Raw genomic sequence first — 21,121 nt, 5'->3', positions numbered from 1 at the left:
CACGCTGCGATCTGTTGATCTGGTTTTTAACAAAGCAGGATCAAAAGATCGCAGCGTGCCGCAGCTCCTACAGGGGGGGGTTGAAGTCAGTGGGGGATTTTGAACCGGCTCAGGCCCCAGCCATCCATTTCGCCAGCCCATGCCGGCCGCTGACTCCCAGTTTCGCCGCGGCGCGTTTCAGGTAAGTCTCGATCGAGCTGTTCTTGACCCGCAGTTTTTCCGCCATCTGCGGCACGGTGCCGCCGGTCAATAAGCCCAGACACACCTCTTTCTCGCGCGCTGACAGAACAATCCCGTTCACCCCGAGACGCTCGTCAAACACCTGCGCCAGCGGCGCCTGATCCAGTTCGGCCAAAGGTTGGCGCGGTTGCCTGGCGAGAGTTTGCCGACTGATCTGCGCATGGCGTTCGATCAGCGGCAGCAGGGTGTCGGAGAGACTCTTGAGAAACGACAGTTCCGGGAGGGAAAACACTCGCTGGGTGCGCGGACGGTAAAACGAAATGACGCAGCGCCGGTTGGAAGTGCGCGAGACCAGATTGCATTGATGAGCACTGTGCGAGGGGTGTTGCGATTGCAGCGAAGCTCTCAATTGAATCAACAGCGAGTCGTTCATTTCGATCATCTTTTCCAGCAGCGGATGATCGTCCGGGCGCTCCAGCGGATCCGGCGGCGGCAAGGTCTGCGGCAATCCGGCACTGCCCAGTGCCTTGATCTCGACGACGCTGGCCTGTCGCTCGTCCAGCGTCCACTCGCTGAGATCGACCCGGTTGACCGGCACCAGCGTGTCGACCAACTGGAACATGTTCGTGGCGAAGTGATCGTTGCCGGTGCTGGCAATCAGTTCGCCCAGTTGCCAGTAAAAATGCGGGTTTTCCATGTTGCGAATACTGCCGGTCAGATTCATATCCTTGTCATCCCTGGTTCAGAGCCGTCGCTGAATCGTCCGCCGTCTATGCAAAAGCCGCCCACGCAGTCATTTCTCCTTGAACATGATCTGAGGCGGGATTTAAGCCCATGGCTTTGTCCTACGTCTGTAGGGGAAAACAGGGACACAAAGTGCCACTATTTCTGAAGATTGGCGCCGGGGTTCTGACGGGGTCTGGGGCTGTCGACAGGCGGGAAGTGACTGCTCGGTCACGTCCGAGCCCGTAAAACCGGGTGCGACGTGATCGCGGTTCAACAGCGCGCGGGCAAATGGCAGCGCTGGTGTGTGGCTCTTTTCCTACAAGCTTTTCAGTATTTCCTCTCCGAATTTTTCGACAATACCTGCGCCAGTCAGGCCAATCAGGTCGATGGACGCCCAAGCGCGCAGTGATGTCCGGGTTTCAGGTGTCATGTCGGCGTCAGGGCCGATGCTTGAATACCGGCAAAATCACATGAGAAGGATCTTATGCAGCCTACTTCTGCCAACGTGGCGGACGATCTGTCCGTGCCTGTCGAGACATTCCCGCTGACTGCCGCCCAACGGGATATCTGGCTGGACCAACTGAGTCGCGGAGATTCGCCGCTGTATAACATTGGCGGTTATGTCGAACTGAGCGGGCCGCTGGATCCGTTGTTGCTGCATTCGGCGCTTGAGCAACTGGTTGCAGGCAACGATGCCTTGCGCACGATTCTGCTCTGCGACGTCAGTGACGATGGGTTGCCGTTGCAGGGATTTGCGCGGGCGTTGCCGGTGGTTATGCCGCTGCATGATTTCAGTGAACAGCGCGATCCACAGTCGGCGGCACAGGCGCTGGTCGAACAGCAGATGGCTCAGCCTTACTCGTTGAACGGACAGGCGTTGTTCCGCTTCGGTCTGATTCGCCTCGATCACAATCGTCACTGGTTGGCGGCACAGGCGCACCATCTGATTATTGATGGCTGGGGGTTCGGCCTGCTGTTCAAGTCGGTGGGCGAAATCTACAGCGCGTTATGCCGCGGCGAGCAATCAGGGGTGGCAGCGCCGTCCTATGTCGGCTTCATCGAGGATGACGCGCGTTACCAGCAATCACCGCGCTATGAGCTTGATCAACGCTACTGGCTGGACAAATACCGCAGCGTCCCCGAGCCCTTGTTGACCCCCCGTCATCACGAACCCCTTGACCCTGAAGCGGCGCCCGGTCGCATCCATGTCGAGGCGTTCCCGACCCCGTTGCACGAGCGCATGAAAGACTCGGCGCGGCAGCTGGGCTGCTCGGCGTTTCATGTGTTGCTGGCGGCGCTGCACGTGTATTTCAGTCGCACCGCGCAACGCGACGAGTGGGTGGTCGGCTTGCCGATTCTCAATCGCTCCGGTGCCCGCTTCAAAAGCACACTGGGCCTGTTCACCCAGGTCAGCGCAATGCGCATGGGCTTTGGCCGAGCGTTGCCCTTTGGCGAATTGATCAAGGTAATCGGCGATGGCCTCAAGCAGGATTTCCGTCATCAGCGCTACCCGCTGAGCGAGATGAACCGTGCGCTGGGTCTGTTGCGCGAAGACCGTTCGCAGCTGTTCGAACTGTCGGTGTCCTACGAGCAGGACGACCATGACTACCGTTACGGCGAGGCACCGGGGCACGTGGTCAAGGTCTCCAACCAGCACGAAGCGACACCGCTGGCCATTCACCTGCGCAGCAACCGGTACAACGACAAGGCCTGGCTGCATCTGGTGTATTCGCCAGGCTATTTCACGGCTGACGAGATCGCGTCGTTCACCGAGCACTTGTTGCTGATCTTGGAGCAAGGCCTGGAGTCTCCTGAGCGGATCGTCGCCGATTTCAACCTGAACAGCCCGGCGGAACTCGCCCGGTTGAATGAGTGGAATGACACCCGAGTCAGCTATCCGCAAAACCGGACAATTCATCAACGCTTCGAGTCGCGCGTGGCCGAACAGCCGGACGCCGTGGTCGCGACTTATCAGGGGCGGTCGCTGAGTTACGCCGAGCTGAACCGGCAAGCCAATGCGCTGGCCCATCATTTGCTGGGCCTCGGCGTACGGCCCGATGACCGGGTGGCGATTGTCGCCCGCAGAGGCCTGGAAACCCTGGTCGGGCTGCTGGCGATTCTCAAGGCTGGCGCCGCTTATGTGCCGATCGACCCGGCGCATCCACCCGAGCGCCTGAGTTATCTGCTCGGCGACAGCGAGCCGGTGGCGCTGCTGACGCAAAGCGATGTGCGCGAGCGTTTGCCCGCCACAGCGCTGCCAGTGATTGAGCTTGATCGGCGCGAGTGGGCGCTCGACAGCGTCACCGATCCTGAGGTGGCCGGGCTGAACCCTGGCAACCTCGCCTACGTGATTTACACCTCGGGCTCGACCGGGTTGCCCAAGGGCGTGATGGTCGAACACCGCACCTTGTGCAATCTGGTCGACTGGCACTGTGAGGCTTTCGGTCTCGGCCCGGGGCAGCACACGTCGAGCCTGGCCGGGTTCGGTTTCGACGCGATGGCGTGGGAGGTCTGGCCGGCGCTGTGTGCCGGGGCAACGGTGCATTTTTCACCGGCATCCGACGGCAGCGAAGTCATCGATGCGCTGCTGGCGTGGTGGCGGGCGCAGCCGCTGGATGTCAGCTTCTTGCCCACGCCGGTCGCCGAATACGCCTTCAGCAAACAACTCGATCATCCGACCTTGCGCACCTTGCTGATCGGCGGCGATCGCCTGCGTCAGTTCAACCGCGCGCAGGGTTTTGCGGTGATCAACAACTATGGCCCGACCGAAGCCACAGTGGTCGCCACCTCAGGACTGATCATGCCGGGGCAGACGTTGCACATCGGCAAACCGGTGAGTAATGCCACGGCTTATTTGCTCGATGATCAGCAGCGCCCACTGCCGATCGGCATCATCGGCGAGCTGTATGTCGGTGGCGCCGGGGTGGCCCGGGGTTATCTGAATCGCCCGCAGTTGACGGCCGAACGCTTCCTCGACGACCCGTTCAGCGCACTGCCAGGCGCGCGCATGTACCGCACCGGCGATCTCGCCCGTTGGCGCGCCGACGGCAACCTTGAATACGTCGGCCGCAACGATGACCAAGTGAAAGTCCGTGGGGTGCGTGTCGAGTTGGGTGAAATCGAAGCGGCACTCGCCAGCCATGACGCTGTGCAGGAAGCCGTGGTGTTGGTGCGTGACGGCCAGCTGTTGGCGTGGTTCACCGAACGTGAATCGCTGGACATCCTGCAACTGCATGCGCACCTGACCTCGCGCTTGCCAGCCGCCATGTTGCCGGCCGCTTACGTTCGTCTGGCGAGTCTGCCCCTGACCGCCAACGGCAAGCTTGACCGCCAGGCCCTGCCGCCACCGGGGCCGGAAGCGTTGATCCGTCGCGAATACGAGGCGCCACAGGGTGATGTCGAAATCGCTTTGGCGCAGATCTGGGCCGAAGTCCTGCAGGTCGAGCGGGTAGGGCGTCACGATCATTTCTTTGAGCTGGGCGGCCACTCGTTGCTGGCCGTCGGCCTGATCGAACGCATGCGTCAGATCGGCATGAGCAGCGACGTTCGGGTGCTGTTCAACCAACCGACTCTGGCCGCGTTGGCCGCGGCGGAGGGCAGCGGCCGTGAAGTCGAGGTGCCGGCCAACCGCATTGCCGCCGATTGCACGCACATCACGCCGGACCTGTTGCCATTGGTGCAACTGGATCAGGCGATGATCGAGCGTATCGTCGCAACCGTGCCAGGCGGTGCCGCCAATGTGCAGGACATCTACCCGTTGGCGCCGTTGCAGGAAGGCATTCTCTATCACCACATCACCGCCGCACAGGGCGATCCGTACCTGCTGCAATCACTGCTGGCGTTCGACAGCATCGAGCGGGTCGAGGCCTTCGCCGCTGCGTTGCGTCAGGTCATGGCGCGCCACGACATCCTGCGCACGGCAGTGGTCTGGGAAGGGCTGACATCACCGGTGCAAGTGGTGTGGCGCGAGGCGATTTTGCCGGTGCAGGAGGTCGAACTGGATCCTGCTCACGGCGCGATCATCGATCAATTGCACGAGCGTTTTGACGCGCGGCGCTATCGCCTCGATGTGAGTCAGGCTCCACTGCTGCGCCTGATGTTTGCCCGCGATCCCGCACATAACCGCGTGGTCGGCATTTTGCTGTTCCATCATCTGGCGATGGATCACGTCGCACTGGAGGCAATGCGCGAAGAAATTCACGCCAGCCTGTCCGGGCACGGCGAACCGCTGGCAGCACCGGTGCCGTACCGCAACTATGTGGCGCAAACGCGATTCGGCGTCAGCGAGCAGGAGCATGAGCAGTTCTTTCGGCAGATGCTCGGCGACATCGACGAACCGACCTTGCCGTTCGCGCTGCAGAACGTCCAGGGCGACGGCAGCAACATCGAAGAAGCCGAGCAAACCCTGGCGAGCGACCTTTACCAGCGCCTGCAACAACAGGCGCGTGTGGCCGGCGTGAGCGTTGCCAGCCTGATCCACCTCGCTTGGGCGCAGGTGCTGGCGGCGACGTCCGGCCAGCAAAGTGTGGTGTTCGGCACGGTGCTGATGGGCCGCATGCAGGGTGGCGCGGGGGCCGACCGTGCGCTGGGGGTGTTCATCAACACCTTGCCGCTGCGGGTCGATGTCGGCGAAGGCGCACGCAACGCGGTGAAATCCACCCATGCACGGCTGAGCGCTTTGCTCGGCCATGAACATGCCTCGTTGGCGCTGGCCCAGCGTTGCAGTGGCGTCGCCGCACCCGCGCCGCTGTTCAGCGCCTTGCTCAACTACCGGCACAGCGATGATGTCGAGCAAGACACCTCCCGGCAGACCTGGCAGGGCATCGAGACGCTGGCCAACGAGGAACGCACAAACTACCCGTTTACCTTGAGTGTCGATGACTTCGGCAGCGGCTTGCGGCTGACCAGCAGAACCTTGTCGAGCATTGGCGCGCAGCGGATTTGCGCTTACGTGCAGGCCGCTTTGAACGGTTTGGTCGAGGCGTTGGAAACTACCCCGCAATGGCCGTTGAGCAGTCTGCCGTTGCTGCCGCAAGACGAGCTACAACAACTGCTGATCGAGTTCAACGATACGGCAGTCGATTGCCCGATGGATCAGCCGCTGCAGGCGCTGTTCGAACAACAGGTTCTGCGCAAGCCGGATGCCATTGCGGTGCAATTCGCCGAGAAGTGCCTGACCTATCGCGCACTGAACGAGCAAGCCAACCGCTTGGCCCATCACCTGCGCGGGCTGGGCGTTCAGCCAGATTCGCGGGTAGCCATTTGCGTCGAGCGCGGGCTGGAACTGGTGATTGGTCTGCTGGGCATTCTCAAGGCTGGCGGTGCGTATGTGCCGCTCGATCCGGATTACCCGCTGCAACGGCTGAACTACATGCTGCAGGACAGCGCGCCGGTCGTGCTGCTGGTGCATGCCGCGACGCGCGATCTGCTCGGCGAACCCGGCGTGCCGCTGATCGATCTCGACCTCGGCGCCTGGCAGGAGCAGCCGCACGACAATCCGCAGGTGCCGGGTCTCGGCGCGACCAATCTGGCCTACATGATCTACACCTCCGGCTCCACCGGTACGCCGAAGGGCGTGATGATCGAGCACCGCAGTGCCTGCAACATGGTGCACTGGGGCTCGCAACTGGCTCCGCCGACTGAACACGGCGCGTTGCTGCAAAAGGCCCCGTACAGTTTCGACAGTTCGGTGTGGGAGATTTTCTGGCCGCTGTGTTCGGGCATGCGCCTGGTCCTTGCGCGCGCCGATGGCAATCGCGATTCGGCCTATGTGACGCAAGTGATTCGCGAGCAGAACATCACGGTGGTCAAGTTCGTCCCGGCGTTGTTGCAGCAGTTCATCGAACAGGACGACGTCAGCCAGTGCACCAGCCTCACCGACGTGCTCAACGGTGGTGGCGAGTTGACTGTTGCGCTGGCCCGGCAAGTGCGTGAACGCCTGCCGTGGGTGCGCCTGCACAACGTCTACGGGCCGACCGAAACCACGGTCGACAGCAGCGGCTGGACCCTGGAGCCCGGCGAGCCGCTGCCGCCGACACTGGTGCCGATAGGCAAGGCCCTGAGCAACACGCGGCTGTATGTCCTTGATGCCTGCGATCAACCGGTGCCGCTTGGCGTCAGCGGGCATTTACACATTGGCGGAGTGGGCGTGGCGCGCGGCTACCTGGGACTGCCACAACTGCAGGCCGAGCGTTTTATCGACAGCCCGTTCGTGGCCGGAGATCGTTTGTATCGCACCGGGGATCTGGTGCGTTACGGCGCTGACGGCAATCTCGAGTTCCTCGGTCGTAATGACTTTCAGGTCAAGCTGCGCGGGGTTCGTCTTGAGCTGGGCGAGATTGAAGCGCGTCTGCTCGAACACCCGGCCATTCGTGAGGCGGTGGTGCTGGTGCGCGATGAGCGACTGGTGGCTTATTACAGCGTCCGTGCCGGGCTGGCTGCTCCGACGCTTGAAGCGTTGCGCGCGCATGTGTTGGCGCGGTTGCCGGAGTTCATGGTGCCCGGCGCTTACGTGCTGCTGGCGGCGCTGCCGTTGACACCCAACGACAAAATTGATCGCAAGGCCTTGCCGGAACCGGGGGCGGAGGCACTGCTCAGTCGGCCTTATGCCGCACCCGAAGGGGACGTTGAAACGGCTTTGGCGCAGATCTGGGCGCAGGTGCTCAAGGTCGAGCAGGTGGGGCGCGACGACAATTTCTTCGAACTGGGCGGGCATTCGTTGCTGGCGGTGAGTCTGGTTGCGCGCATGCGTCTGGCCGGGCTGCATGTCGATGCGCGGACGCTGTTCAGCCAGCCGACACTGGCCGCGCTGGCGGCCCAGACCTCGCGGCAGGCCAGGCAGGTCGAGATCGCCCAGACCACCATCCCCAACCTCAACCGCAAACGCCGCCTCTGACCTCTCCCTGTAGGAGCTGCCGCAGGCTGCGATCTGTTGATTTTGTTTTTAAAAGCAAATCAACAGATCGCAGCCTGCGGCAGCTCCTACAGAGGCGAACAGCGGGCAGGGCGGCTTGTCCCCGCTTCCCATGTCAGACACCCACGCCCCGATGTTTTAGTTTTTCCAGGCTGCGCGCCGCGTGCACGGACTCGCTGCTGCGCGCTCCTTTTTTTCGTATTTACAGCAGGTTACCTCATGCATTTCAGCGAACTGATGGCTGTTATTTCCACCCATGCGATCCGCCTTCAACAGGAAGATGAAGACCTGGTCATTCTGGGCAGCGACGACGCGCTGGATGACGCGTTGTGGGACAGCCTCTCGGCGCACAAGGCGCAATTGCTGGAACTGGTCGCCGAACACGGCGGTGACTGGCTGAGCCCGGCCTTTCGCATTACCCCGGACATGCTGCCACTGGTGAACCTGGCGCAGGATGCCCTCGACCGCATCGTCGCCACAGTGCCGGGTGGTGCGGCCAACGTGCAGGACATTTATCCGCTGTCCGCGTTGCAGGAGGGCATGCTTTATCACCATCTCTCGGCGGTTGCCGGCGATCCCTACATCTCTCAGGCGCGCTTCGTGTTCGACAGTCAGCAACGGCTGAACGCCTTCGCCGACGCGCTGCGCTGGGTGGTCAAGCGTCACGATATTCTGCGCACCTCGTTTGTCTGGGAATACCTCGACGAAGCGGTGCAAGTGGTCTGGCGCGAGGCGCCGCTGGTGTGTCAGGCAATCAGCGTCGACGGCGACCGCGATGTGCTCACGCAGTTGCTGGAGCGTCACGACCCGCAGCATTTCCGCCTCGACATGCAGCAAGCACCGCTGCTGCGCATGGTCTACGCGCAGGATCCCGCTCAGGGCCGCGTAGTTGCGTTGTTGCTGTTTCATCACATGATCATGGATCACGTGGCGCTGGATGTGCTGCGCCGGGAAATCCAGGCATTTCTGCTCGGGCAAACCACGCAAGTGCCTGCGGCCGTGCCGTACCGTGATCACCTGGCGATGGCGCGCAGTGCCGGCAATGAACAGGCGAAAGAGGCGTTTTTCCGCGAGATGCTCGCCGACATCGACGAGCCGACGCTGCCGTGTGGTTTGCAGGATGTGCAGGGTGACGGCCACGCCATCGAGGAAGCCGCGTTGCTGCTCGACAGTCGCTTGAGCCGGCGGTTGCGCGAGCAGGCGCGGCAGCTCGGCGTGAGTGTCGCGAGCCTGACGCATCTGGCCCTGGCCCGCGTGCTCGGGCAATTGTCCGGGCGCACGGCGGTGGTGTTCGGCACCGTGCTGCTGGGGCGCATGGACGCGGGCGAGGGCGGCGAGCAGGCGTTGGGCATGTTCATCAACACCTTGCCGCTGCGCGTTGATGTCGGCGAGCAAAGCGTGCGCGCGGGGGGCTTGGCGACCCATCGACGCCTGACAGCGTTGCTGGCGCATGAGCAGGCCTCGCTGGCCCTGGCCCAACGCTGCAGCGCCGTCGCGGTACCGACGCCATTGTTCAGCGCGATCCTCAACTACCGGCACAGCAGCGTCGAAGAAGTCGCTGACGTGGTCGATATCGCCCCCGGTGTGCAGGTGCTCGGCGCCCGCGAGCGCACCAACTATCCGCTGACGATCAATATCGATGACCTTGGCGAAGACTTGCGCATCACCGCGCTGGCGGATGAGGCACTGGGTGCCGAGCGCATGGTCGCCTACCTGAACACGGCGCTGGAAAGTCTGACGGCGGTCCTGCAATCCAGCGCCGATGTGGCACTGCAAGCGCTGAACATCCTCCCTGCCAGCGAACGCGAACAACTGCTGCGCGGCGTCAATTCCCCGCTGGCGCAGTTCCCCGAAAAGCCGCTGATCCACCAGCAATTCGAAGCCCACGCGCAGGCCCGACCTGACGCCACAGCGCTGATTTTCGACGGGCAGACGCTCAGCTACGGCGAACTCAACCGCCGCGCCAATCAGGTCGCCAATCACCTTCTGGCTCTGAACATTCGCCCTGACGACCGCGTGGCCATCTGCGTCGAACGCGGCCCGCAAATGATCATCGGCCTGCTCGGCATACTCAAGGCTGGCGCCGGTTACGTGCCGATCGACCCGGCCTATCCACTGGAGCGTATTCATTTCACCTTGCAGGACAGCGCCCCGGCAGCAGTGCTCCTGCAAGCCGCGACGCGCGAGTGCGTCGCCGATCTCGACGTGCCGCAGATCGACCTCGACAGCGGCCAGCTCAAGGCCGAACTCGACAGCAATCCGCAGATCCCCGAACTGACCCCGGCGCATCTGGCTTACGTGATCTACACCTCGGGCTCCACCGGTTTGCCCAAAGGTGTGATGGTCGAGCACCGTAACGTGGCGCGGCTGTTTTCTGCCACCCATGACTGGTTTCAGTTCAATCAACAGGACACCTGGGCGCTGTTCCATTCCTTCGCCTTCGACTTTTCGGTGTGGGAAATCTGGGGCGCGCTGGCGTTCGGCGGGCAATTGCTGCTGGTCCCGCAAGCTGTCAGCCGTTCGCCGGACGACTGCTATGCATTGCTCTGCCAAACCGGCGTGACCGTGCTCAACCAGACGCCGAGTGCGTTTCGCCAACTGATCGCCGCGCAGGGTCGCAGTCAGTTGCAGCACTCCTTGCGGGAAGTGATTTTTGGTGGTGAAGCGCTGGAACCGGGCCTGCTCAAACCGTGGTACGCGCGGGTCGGCAACGCCGGTACACGGCTGGTGAACATGTACGGCATCACCGAAACCACGGTGCACGTGACCTATCGGCCGCTGCAGGCCGCCGACGCGCAGTTGCTCGGCGTCAGCCCGATTGGCGTGCGCATTCCCGACCTGCAACTGTATGTCCTCGATGCGCTGCGCGAACCGGTGCCGGTCGGCGTGATTGGCGAGTTGTACGTCGGCGGGGCCGGCGTGGCGCGCGGTTATCTGAATCGCGAAGCGCTGACCGCCGAGCGTTTTATCAATGATGCGTTCAGCGAAAACGGCCAAGCGCGTTTGTATAAAACCGGCGACCTGGCGCGCTGGGCCGCCGACGGCAGCCTCGAATACCTGGGGCGCAACGACGATCAGGTGAAAATTCGCGGTTTCCGCATTGAATTGGGCGAAATCGAAGCACGCCTGTCTGCCTGCGCAGGCGTGCGCGAAGCCGTGGTGATCGCCCGCGAAGACAGCCCCGGCGATCAGCGTCTGGTCGCGTACTGGCTGGCCGACGAAGGCGCCGCGCCGGATGTCGTGCAATTGCGCGATCAACTGCTGGTGTCGCTGGCTGAGTACATGGTGCCAAGCGCCTTCGTGCGTCTGGACGCTTTGCCGCTGACCGCCAATGGCAAGCTCGACCGCAAAGCCCTGCCGCAACCGGACAGCGATGACTTCGTCCGTCGTGGTTTCGAAGCGCCGGTTGGCGCCGTGGAAAACCTGATCGCCGGGCTCTGGCAGACGTTGCTCGGTGTCGAGGAGGTCGGCCGCCATGACAACTTCTTCGAACTCGGTGGTCATTCATTGCTGGCCGTGAAGCTGATCGAGCGTATGCGCCAGCAGGATTTGCACTGTGATGTGCGCGTGCTGTTCGGCCAGCCGAGCGTGGCGGCGCTGGCGGCGACCTTGAGCAGCGAACGTGCCATCGTTGTCCCGGACAACCTGATCGAACCGGGTTGCACGCGCATTACCCCGGCCATGTTGCCGCTGGCCCATCTCGACCAGGTCGCGATCGACCGCGTGGTTGCCAGCGTGCCGGGCGGTGTCGCCAATGTGCAGGACATCTATGCTCTGGCGCCGTTGCAGGCGGGGATTCTTTATCACCATCTGGCGACCAGCGCCGGTGATCCGTATGTGCTGCAGGCGCAATTTGCCTTCGACGGTCTGGCCCAGATCAAAACCTTCGTTCGCGCCTTGAACGGCGTGATCAAACGCCATGACATTTTGCGCACTGGCATCTTCTGGGAGGGTCTTGAAGAGGCCGTGCAAGTGGTCTGCCGTGAGGCGCCACTGGCGCTGGAACGCGTCGACGCCGATGAACTCGACGGCGATGTGCTGGAGCAGATGCAGGCGCGTTTCGATCCACGGCACTATCGACTGGACCTCAATCGCGCGCCGCTGATGCGTTTCGCTTACACCGAAGATCAGCCGCACAAACGCTGGATCGGCATGCTTCTGCTGCACCACATCGTCCTCGATCATACGGCCCTGGAAGTGCTGATCGCGGAAATGAACGACGTCATGCTCGGCCGCAGCAGCGACTTGCCGCCGCCGGTGCAATACCGCCAGTTTGTCGCGCAGGCGCGGCTCGGCGCCGATGATCAGGCGCATGAGACGTTCTTCCGCGAAATGCTTGCCGACATTGACGAGCCGACCGTGGCGTTCGGATTGCAGGATGTACACGGCGATGGCAGCGACATCCTCGACAGCCAATCAGACCTCGATGCCGGCCTCGGCCAACGTCTGCGCGAGCAGGCGCGGCGATTGGGGATCAGCGTGGCCAGCCTGGTGCATCAAGCCTGGGCTCAGGTGTTGGCGCAGGTGTCTGGCCAACAAGACGTGGTGTTCGGCACCGTGTTACTCGGGCGCATGCAGGGTGGAGAGGGCGCTGATCGGGCGCTGGGTATGTTCATCAACACCTTGCCGTTGCGCGTCAGCGTCGGTGCGGATTCGGTAGAAAGCGCCGTGCGTGCCACGCATGCGCGTCTGGCGCAGTTGCTCGGCCATGAGCAGGCGTCATTGGCGCTGGCCCAGCGTTGCAGCGGTGTCGGCGGTTCGCAGACGCTGTTCAGTACCTTGCTCAACTACCGCCACAGTGCGCCGGAATCGGCCGCGGTAACGTGGCAAGGCGTGCAGATTCTCAGCTCGCGCGAGCGCAGCAATTATCCGCTGGTGGTCAGTGTCGACGACCTCGGCGAGGGTTTCCGTTTGAGCGTGCAAGCGGTGCCGCAGGTCGACGGGGCGCGGGTCTGCGATTACTTGCAAACCGCGTTACACAGTCTGGTCACGGCACTTGAGTACACGCCGACGGCGCCGTTGCAGCAACTGACGATCGTGTCGCCAAGCGAACGGCAACGGGTGCTGGTCGGCTTCAACATCAGCGGTCGTGAATACCCGCCCGCACAAACAGTGCCGCGCCTTTTTGAAGCGCAAGCCTTGGCACATCCCGAGGCGCTGGCGGTGGTGCAGGGCGAGCAACAGTTCAGCTACCGCGAACTGAATCAGCGCGCCAATCGCCTCGCCCATCACCTGATCGGCCTCGGCGTGCAGCTCGATGACCGTGTTGCGCTGTGCCTGCGTCGCGGCCCGGACATGCTCGTTGCGCTGCTGGCGATTCTCAAGGCCGGCGCCGGTTATGTGCCGATTGACCCCGATTACCCGGCTGAACGCATCGCCTACCTGTTGCAGGACAGCGACCCGATCGCGGTGCTGGCGCAGGCCTCGACGCGCGACCTGCTCGGCGCCGTCCCGGTGATTGATCTGCACGCCAGCGACTGGCGCCACCTGCCTGACGATAATCCGCAACAGCCGGGGCTGACCCCGGCGAATCTGGCCTACGTGATCTACACCTCGGGCTCTACCGGGCAACCGAAAGGCGTGATGGTCGAGCACCGTACCCTGGAAAACCTCGTGCACTGGCACGCCGAAGCCTTCGACCTGTATGCCGGCAGCCACACTGCCAGCGTCGCCGGTTGCGGCTTCGATGCCATGGCGTGGGAGGTCTGGCCGGCGCTGTGCGTCGGCGCAACGGTGCATCTGCCGACGGCGTCGATCGGCAACGAACACCTCGATGAATTGCTCGAATGGTGGCGCGCGCAGCCGTTGCAAGTGAGCTTTCTGCCGACCCCGGTGGCCGAATACGCGTTCAGTCGCGGGCTGGGCCATCCGACCCTGCGCACGTTGCTGATCGGTGGCGACAAGTTGCGCCAGTTTCCGCGTGATCAGACCTTCGATGTAATCAACAACTACGGCCCGACCGAAGCCACGGTGGTGGCGACTTCCGGGCGCATCGAGCCCGGGCGGGTTTTGCACATTGGCCGGCCGATTGCCAATGCCAAAGTCTATCTGCTGGACCGTCAGCAACAGCCCGTGCCAACCGGTGTGCAAGGCGAGTTGTATGTCGGTGGCGCCGGGGTAGCGCGCGGCTATCTTAATCGTCCGGAACTGACCGCTGCGCAGTTCCTCGACGATCCGTTCAGCGACGAACCGCACGCGCGGATGTACCGCACTGGCGACCTCGCGCGCTGGCTGGACGATGGCAACATCGAATACCTGGGACGCAACGACGATCAGGTGAAACTGCGCGGTGTACGGATTGAACTGGGTGAAATCGAGGCGGTGCTGAGTGCCCACGATGCGGTTCGCGAGTGCGTGGTGCTGGTGCGCGACGGGCGATTGCTCGCCTGGTTCACTGAAATCGAGTCGGTCGAGATCAGCGCCTTGCACCAGCATCTGCAAGCGCGACTGCCGGACACTTTAGTGCCCGCGGCTTACGTGCGACTGGGCAGCCTGCCGCTGACCGCCCACGGCAAACTCGACCGCAAGGCCTTGCCCGAGCCGGATCAGGACGCGTGGCTCAGCCGTGAATATGCAGCGCCGCAAGGCCCGGTCGAAGTGGCACTCGCGCAGATCTGGGCCGACGTACTGAACATCGAGCAGATCGGCCGCCACGACAATTTCTTCGAACTGGGCGGCCATTCGCTGTTGGCGGTTAGCCTGATCGAGCGCATGCGTCAGGCCGGTTTGAGCGCCGATGTGCGCGTGCTGTTCAATCAGCCGAACCTGGCCGCGCTGGCACGGGCCTTGGGCAGTGGACGGGAAATCGTAGTACCGGCCAATCTGATTCCGGCCGCTTGCACCCGCATCACGCCCGACATGCTCACCCTGACCACGCTGGATCAGGCCAGCATCGAGCGCATCGTCGAGACGGTGCCCGGCGGCGCTGCCAATGTGCAGGACATCTATCCGCTGGCACCGCTGCAGGAAGGCATTCTTTATCACCATTTGAGTGCCGAGCAGGGCGATCCGTACCTGCTGCAATCACGTCTGGCCTTCGACAGCCTCGAACGTTTGCAGACCTTCGCCGAACACTTGCAGCAGGTCATCGTCCGCCACGACATTCTACGCACCAGCGTGGTCTGGGAAGGCTTGCCCAGCCCGCAGCAAGTGGTCTGGCGCGAGGCCCGGATGGTTGTGCAGCAAGTGGGGCTGGATGCGCAGGACGGCGAAATTCTCGAACAGTTGCACGCACGTTTCGACGCGCGGCATTACCGCCTCGATCTGACGCTGGCGCCGCTGATCCGCATGGTCTACGCCGAAGATCCGTTGCAACAGCGAGTCGTCGCCATCGTGCTGTTCCATCACTCGATTCTCGACCACACCGCGATGGAGGTGATCGGCCGGGAAATGCACGCGTTGATGTTCGATCAACTCGACACGCTGACGCCGCCGATGCCTTACCGCAACTACGTGGCGCAGGCACGCCTTGGCGCCGATGAGCAGGAGCACGAAGCGTTCTTCCGCGAGATGCTCGGCGATATCGATGAGCCGAGCTTGCCCTTTGGCCTGCAGGATGTTCAGGGCGACGGGCGTGGCATCGAAGAAGCGCTGCAGCCGGTCGATGCCGCGCTCAATCTGCGTCTGCGGGAACAGGCCAGGCAATTGGGCGTCAGCCCGGCGAGCCTGATGCACATGGCCTGGGCGCAGGTGCTGGGCGTGGTCTGCGGCCGCCGCGACGTGGTCTTCGGCACTGTGTTGATGGGGCGGATGCAGGGCGGCGAGGGCGCCGACCGCACGCTCGGGGTATTCATCAACACCTTGCCGCTGCGCGTCGATCTCGCTGAAGGCGTGCGCGCCGGGGTGAAAACCACCCATGCACGGCTGACGGCGCTGCTCGGTCATGAACACGCTTCGTTGGCGCTGGCCCAGCGTTGCTCGGCCATGGTCGGCTCCACGCCGTTGTTCAGCGCCTTGCTCAACTACCGGCACAGCGCCGCCGCACAACAGCCGCGTGATGACCAAGGTATCTGGCAAGGCGTGCGCATGCTTGGCGGCGAGGAACGCAGTAATTATCCGCTGACCCTGTCGGTCGATGATCTGGGCGAAGCCTTTGCCCTCAATGTGCTCGCGGTCGCAGAGATCGGCGCGCAACGGATCTGCAGTTACATGCACACCGCGCTCGAGCATCTGGTGACGGCACTGGAAGAGACGCCGGAACGTCCGCTCAACCGTTTGCCGGTGCTTCCGGTGGCGGAATACGAGCACTTGCTGCTCGGCTTCAACCAGCACTCCGCGGCCTATCCGCGTGGCGCGACGATTCACCGTTTGATCGAGGTTCAGGCCGAGCAGCAGTCGGATGCACTGGCAGTGGTTCAGGGCGGTCAGCAACTGACCTACGCTGAGCTCAATCAGCGCGCCAATCGCCTGGCCCATCACTTGCTCGGCCTCGGCGTGCAGCCCGATGACCGCATCGCCGTGTGCCTGCGCCGCAGCCCGGACATGCTCGTCGCGTTGCTGGCGATCCTCAAGGCCGGCGCCGGTTATGTGCCGGTCGATCCGGCGTACCCGGCAGAACGCATCGCCTATCTGTTGCAGGACAGCGCGCCGATGGCGGTGCTGGCACAGGCTTCGACCGCTGATTTGCTCGGCGCAGTGCCGCTGATTGATCTGGACAATCCCACTTGGCAGCACTTGTCCGAGAGCAATCCGCAAGTGCCGACGCTGACCCCGGCGCACCTTGCCTACGTGATCTACACCTCCGGCTCCACCGGCCAGCCGAAGGGCGTGATGGTCGAACACGCGACGCTGGAAAACCTCGTGCACTGGCACTGCGAAGCCTTCGACCTGCGCGCCGGCAGCCACACGTCGAGTGTCGCCGGCTTCGGTTTCGACGCCATGGCGTGGGAGGTCTGGCCGGCGCTGTGTGTCGGCGCGACCCTGCACTTGCCGCCGCAAACGGTGAGCAACGAGCACCTCGACGAGTTGCTGCAATGGTGGCGTACGCAGCCTTTGCAGGTGAGTTTCCTGCCGACGCCGGTTGCCGAGTATGCGTTCAGTCGCGAGCTCGGCCACCCGACCTTGCGCACGCTGTTGATCGGTGGCGACAAGCTGCGGCAGTTCCCGCGTGAACAGACCTTCGCGGTGATCAATAACTATGGCCCGACCGAAGCCACGGTGGTCGCTACCTCCGGCGCAATCGAGGCCGGGCAAGTGCTGCACATCGGTCGACCGATGGCCAACGCGAAAATTTACCTGCTCGACGATCAGCAGCGCCCGGTACCGGTTGGCGTTGCGGGCGAGTTGTATGTTGGCGGTGCCGGTGTGGCGCGCGGTTATCTGCATCGCCCCGAGCTGACGGCCGAACGCTTCCTCGACGACCCGTTCAGCGACGAACCGCAGGCGCGTATGTACCGCACCGGCGACCTCGCACGCTGGCTCGCGGACGGCACAATCGAATACCTGGGGCGCAATGACGATCAAGTCAAACTGCGCGGCGTGCGCATCGAGCTGGGCGAAATCGAAGCGGTGCTGAGCGGTCATGAAGCCGTGCAGGATTGCGTGGTGCTGGTGCGCGACGGCCAGTTGCTGGCGTGGTTTACCGAACGCCTGAGCATCGACATCGAGGATCTGCGCAATCATCTGCAAGCGCAGTTGCCGCAAGCGCTGGTGCCTGCCGCTTACGTGCGCCTGCAAGCACTGCCGCTGACTGCCAACGGCAAACTCGACCGCAAGGCTTTGCCGGAGCCTGATCAGACGGCGTGGCTGAGCCGCGAATATGCCGCGCCGCAAGGTTCGGTGGAAATCGCGCTGGCGCAAATCTGGGCGGACGTCCTCAAGGTCGAGCAGGTCGGTCGTCACGACAACTTCTTCGAACTGGGCGGGCATTCCTTGCTGGCGGTGACGCTGATCGAGCGCATGCGCCAGGTCGATCTGAGCACCGACGTGCGTGTGCTGTTCAGCCAGCCGACGTTGGCTGCGCTGGCTGCGGCGGTGGGCAGCGGTCGCGAAGTCAGTGTGCCGGACAATCTGATTCCGGCCGATTGCACGCACATCCCTGCGGACATGCTGCCGCTGGTGCAACTGGATCAGGCAAGCATCGAGCGCATTGTCGCCACGGTGCCGGGTGGTGCGGCCAATGTGCAGGATATTTATCCGCTGGCGCCGTTGCAGGAAGGGATTCTGTATCACCACCTCAGCGCCGCGCAGGGTGATCCGTACCTGCTGCAATCGTGTCTGGCGTTCGACAGCCTCGAGCGTTTCCAAGGGTTCGCGGCGGCGCTGCACCAAGTGATGACGCGCCACGACATCCTGCGCACGTCGATTGTCTGGCAAGGGCTCGCGGCGCCTGTGCAAGTGGTCTGGCGGCGTGCCGAGCTGCCGGTACAAGCCGTGGCACTGGCGCCCGCGCAGGGTGAAGCCATCGATCAGTTGCGTGCGCGCTTCGATGCGCGCCACTGGCGTCTGGAGCTTGATCAGGCACCGCTGCTGCGTCTGGTGTATGCCCTCGATCCGGACAATCAGCGCGTGGTTGCCATGCTGTTGTTCCATCACATCGCCATGGACCACACCGCGCTGGCGGTGGTCAGCGAAGAAATGCAGGCGATTTTGCGCGGCGATGAGCGATTGCCGGCGCCCGCAGTGCCATACCGCAATTATGTCGCGCAGACCCGTCTTGGTGTCAGTGAACAAGAGCACGAAGTGTTCTTCCGCGAGATGCTCGGCGACATCGACGAACCGACGCTGCCGTTCGGTTTGCAGGACGTGCACGGCGACGGTAATGACATCGAGGAAGTCTGCCAGCCGCTGCCTGCTGTGCTGGCGCAGCGTTTGCGCAGTCAGGCGCGGTTGCTTGGCGTCAGTGTCGCCAGCCTGTTCCATCTCGCCTGGGCGCGGGTGCTGGCGGCAACGTCCGCTCAGGAGCGCGTGGTCTTCGGCACGGTGTTGCTCGGCCGCATGCAGGGCGGGGCGGGCGCGGATCGTGGGTTGGGCATGTTCATCAACACCTTGCCATTGCGCGTGGATGTTGACGAAAGCAACGTGCGCGCCGGGGTCAAGGCGACCCATGCGCGGCTCAGTGCGCTGTTGGCCCACGAACATGCCTCGCTGGCGTTGGCCCAGCGTTGCAGCGGTGTCGCGGCGCCGTCGCCGCTGTTCAGCGCGATGCTCAATTACCGCCATAGCGACAGCGAAGCTCAGCGAAATACCCAGCGTGAGGCCTGGCAGGGCATCGAATCCCTCGCCGGCGAGGAACGCACCAATTACCCGTTGACCCTCAACGTCGATGATCTGGGCAGCGGCTTCCAACTGACAGTGATGACCCCGTCGCGCATCGGTGCGGCACGTATTGGCCAGTACATGGAGAACGCGCTGTTCGCGCTGGTTGAAGCGTTGCAGCACACACCGCAGCAACCGTTGAACCGCCTGACGGTGTTGGCGGACGAGGAGCGGCAGGCGTTGCTGTTCGGCTGCAACGACACCGCCGTCGATTACGACTTGCAGCAGACGCTGCACGGCTTGTTCGAAGCGCAGGTGCTGCGCACGCCACAGGCTGTGGCCGTCGTCGCCGACGATCAGACATTGAGCTACGCGCAGTTGAACGAGCGCGCCAACCGCTTGGCCCGGCACTTGATCAGCCTCGGTGTACAAGTGGATTCACGGGTGGCGATCTGCGTCGAACGCAGCCTGGAAATGGTTGTTGGCTTGCTGGCGATCAACAAGGCCGGTGCCGGTTATGTGCCGCTGGATCCGGCCTATCCGCCGGAGCGCCTCGCCTACATGCTCGAAGACAGCGCGCCGGCCGTGGTGTTGGTGCACGCGGCGACCCGCGAGTTGCTGGGGGATATCAAGGCGGTCGATCTTGACCAGAACACCTGGCAATCCCTGTCCGCCGACAATCCGCAAATCCCGGCGCTGACCCCGCAACACACTGCCTATGTGATCTACACCTCCGGCTCCACCGGCCAACCGAAAGGCGTGGTCAACGAGCATGCCGGTGTGGTCAACCGCTTGTTGTGGATGCAGGACGCTTATCGTCTGACGGCTGCCGATTCGGTGTTGCAGAAAACTCCGTTCAGCTTCGACGTATCGGTGTGGGAGTTCTTCTGGCCGCTGATGACCGGCGCGCGACTGGTCATGGCGCGGCCCGACGGGCACAAGGATCCGCAATATCTGAGCGAAGTGATCGAACGTGAAAACATCACCACGCTGCACTTTGTGCCGTCGATGCTCGACGTGTTCCTCGCCAACAGCGACACCGCGCGCTGCGACGGCGTGCGTCGGGTGATGTGCAGCGGTGAAGCGTTGCCGGGCAGTCTGGTGCGACGTTTCAAACTCCAGTTAACGGGCAGCGAGTTGCATAACCTCTACGGCCCGACTGAAGCCGCCGTCGATGTCACCGCGTGGAACTGCGCCGGGCTTATCGAGCAGACCCCGGACAACACGCCGATCGGCAAACCGATCGCCAACACCCGCCTGTACATCCTCGATGCGCAACAGCAACCGGTGCCGCAAGGCGTGATCGGCGAGCTGTACATCGCTGGCGTGCAGGTGGCGCGCGGTTATCTGAACCGGCCTGAGTTGAGTGCCGAACGTTTCCTCGATGATCCTTTCCATCCGAACGGGCGGATGTATCGCACCGGCGACGTCGCGCGATATCGGCCTGACGGCAATATCGAATACCTGGGCCGTAACGATGATCAGGTGAAGATTCGCGGTCTGCGCATTGAACTGGGCGAAATTCAGGCACGTCTTGCCCAGATCGAAGGTGTGCAGGAAGCCGTGGTGGTCGCCCGAGAAGACATGCCAGGCGATAAACGTCTGGTTGCCTATTACACCGGTGAACGCCTGGAAATCGACGTGCTGCGCAGTCGTTTGCTTGAGCACTTGCCGGACTACATGGTGCCTGCCGTGTTCGTGCATCTCGACGCTTTGCCGCTCAGCCCCAATGGCAAGCTCGACCGCAAGGCGCTGCCGGCGCCGGACCGGCAAGCGCTGAAAACCCGCGAATACGAAGCCCCGGTCGGCGACGTCGAAATCACCCTCGCACGGCTCTGGGCCGAACTGCTCAACGTCGAGCGGGTAGGGCGTCACGATCACTTTTTTGAGCTGGGCGGTCACTCGCTGCTGGCGGTCAGTCTGATCGGCCGGTTGCGTCAGGAAGGCATGGAAGCCGATGTCAGGGCGTTGTTTGAACAACCGACCCTGGCCGGCTACGCCGCAATTACCGAAAGAATGGAGATCGTCCTGTGAATGTGCTCGAACTGTTGGCAACCCTGAAGGCAAAAGACATTCAGTTGACGGTGACCGATGAGCAATTGCGCG

The 21,121-nt window shown here is 63.1% G+C and carries 4 protein-coding genes (1 of these 4 cut by a window edge); 3 read left to right on the top strand and 1 reads right to left on the bottom strand.

From position 1 onward, the window contains the following. Nucleotides 1–109: 109 nt before the first annotated feature. Nucleotides 110–904: a helix-turn-helix transcriptional regulator gene (locus ACQ4MY_RS19295; protein WP_440096152.1), complete on the bottom strand. Its 795-nt coding sequence runs from the start codon at nucleotides 902–904 to the stop codon at nucleotides 110–112. 486 nt (nucleotides 905–1,390) lie between these two features. Here ACQ4MY_RS19295 and ACQ4MY_RS19290 point away from each other — a divergent pair, with 486 nt between their 5' ends. The 3 genes from ACQ4MY_RS19290 to ACQ4MY_RS19280 form a co-directional block, all read left to right on the top strand. Continuing rightward, nucleotides 1,391–7,801 carry an amino acid adenylation domain-containing protein gene (locus ACQ4MY_RS19290; RefSeq protein WP_440096151.1) on the top strand — a complete coding sequence of 2,137 codons (6,411 nt, stop codon included), beginning with the start codon at nucleotides 1,391–1,393 and terminating at the stop codon, nucleotides 7,799–7,801. Nucleotides 7,802–8,038: 237 nt separating this feature from the next. Further along, the gene (locus ACQ4MY_RS19285; RefSeq protein WP_440096150.1) at nucleotides 8,039–21,049 is read left to right on the top strand and encodes an amino acid adenylation domain-containing protein; all 13,011 of its coding nucleotides are present in this window, start codon (nucleotides 8,039–8,041) and stop codon (nucleotides 21,047–21,049) included. Continuing rightward, a protein-coding gene (locus ACQ4MY_RS19280) for a non-ribosomal peptide synthase/polyketide synthase (RefSeq protein ID WP_440096149.1) crosses the window boundary here: on the top strand, nucleotides 21,046–21,121 show its start. 17,768 nt of this gene lie beyond the right edge of the window; the window shows 76 of its 17,844 coding nt (coding positions 1–76); the start codon lies at nucleotides 21,046–21,048; the stop codon falls past the right edge of the window. The genes ACQ4MY_RS19285 and ACQ4MY_RS19280 overlap by 4 nt, the downstream gene beginning before the upstream one ends.

Source organism: Pseudomonas sp. SM4, from assembly GCF_051913165.1.
Classification (GTDB): Bacteria; Pseudomonadota; Gammaproteobacteria; order Pseudomonadales; family Pseudomonadaceae; genus Aquipseudomonas.
The sequence above is the reverse complement of the archived record's forward strand: the minus strand, read 5'-3'. Positions and strand labels throughout refer to the sequence as shown.

Excerpts from the sequence above, each read along its gene's own strand:
- ACQ4MY_RS19295 (WP_440096152.1), bottom strand. The coding sequence starts at position 904 with ATGAATCTGACCGGCAGTATTCGCAACATGGAAAACCCGCATTTTTAC.
- ACQ4MY_RS19290 (WP_440096151.1), top strand. The coding sequence starts at position 1,391 with ATGCAGCCTACTTCTGCCAACGTGGCGGACGATCTGTCCGTGCCTGTC.
- ACQ4MY_RS19285 (WP_440096150.1), top strand. The coding sequence starts at position 8,039 with ATGCATTTCAGCGAACTGATGGCTGTTATTTCCACCCATGCGATCCGC.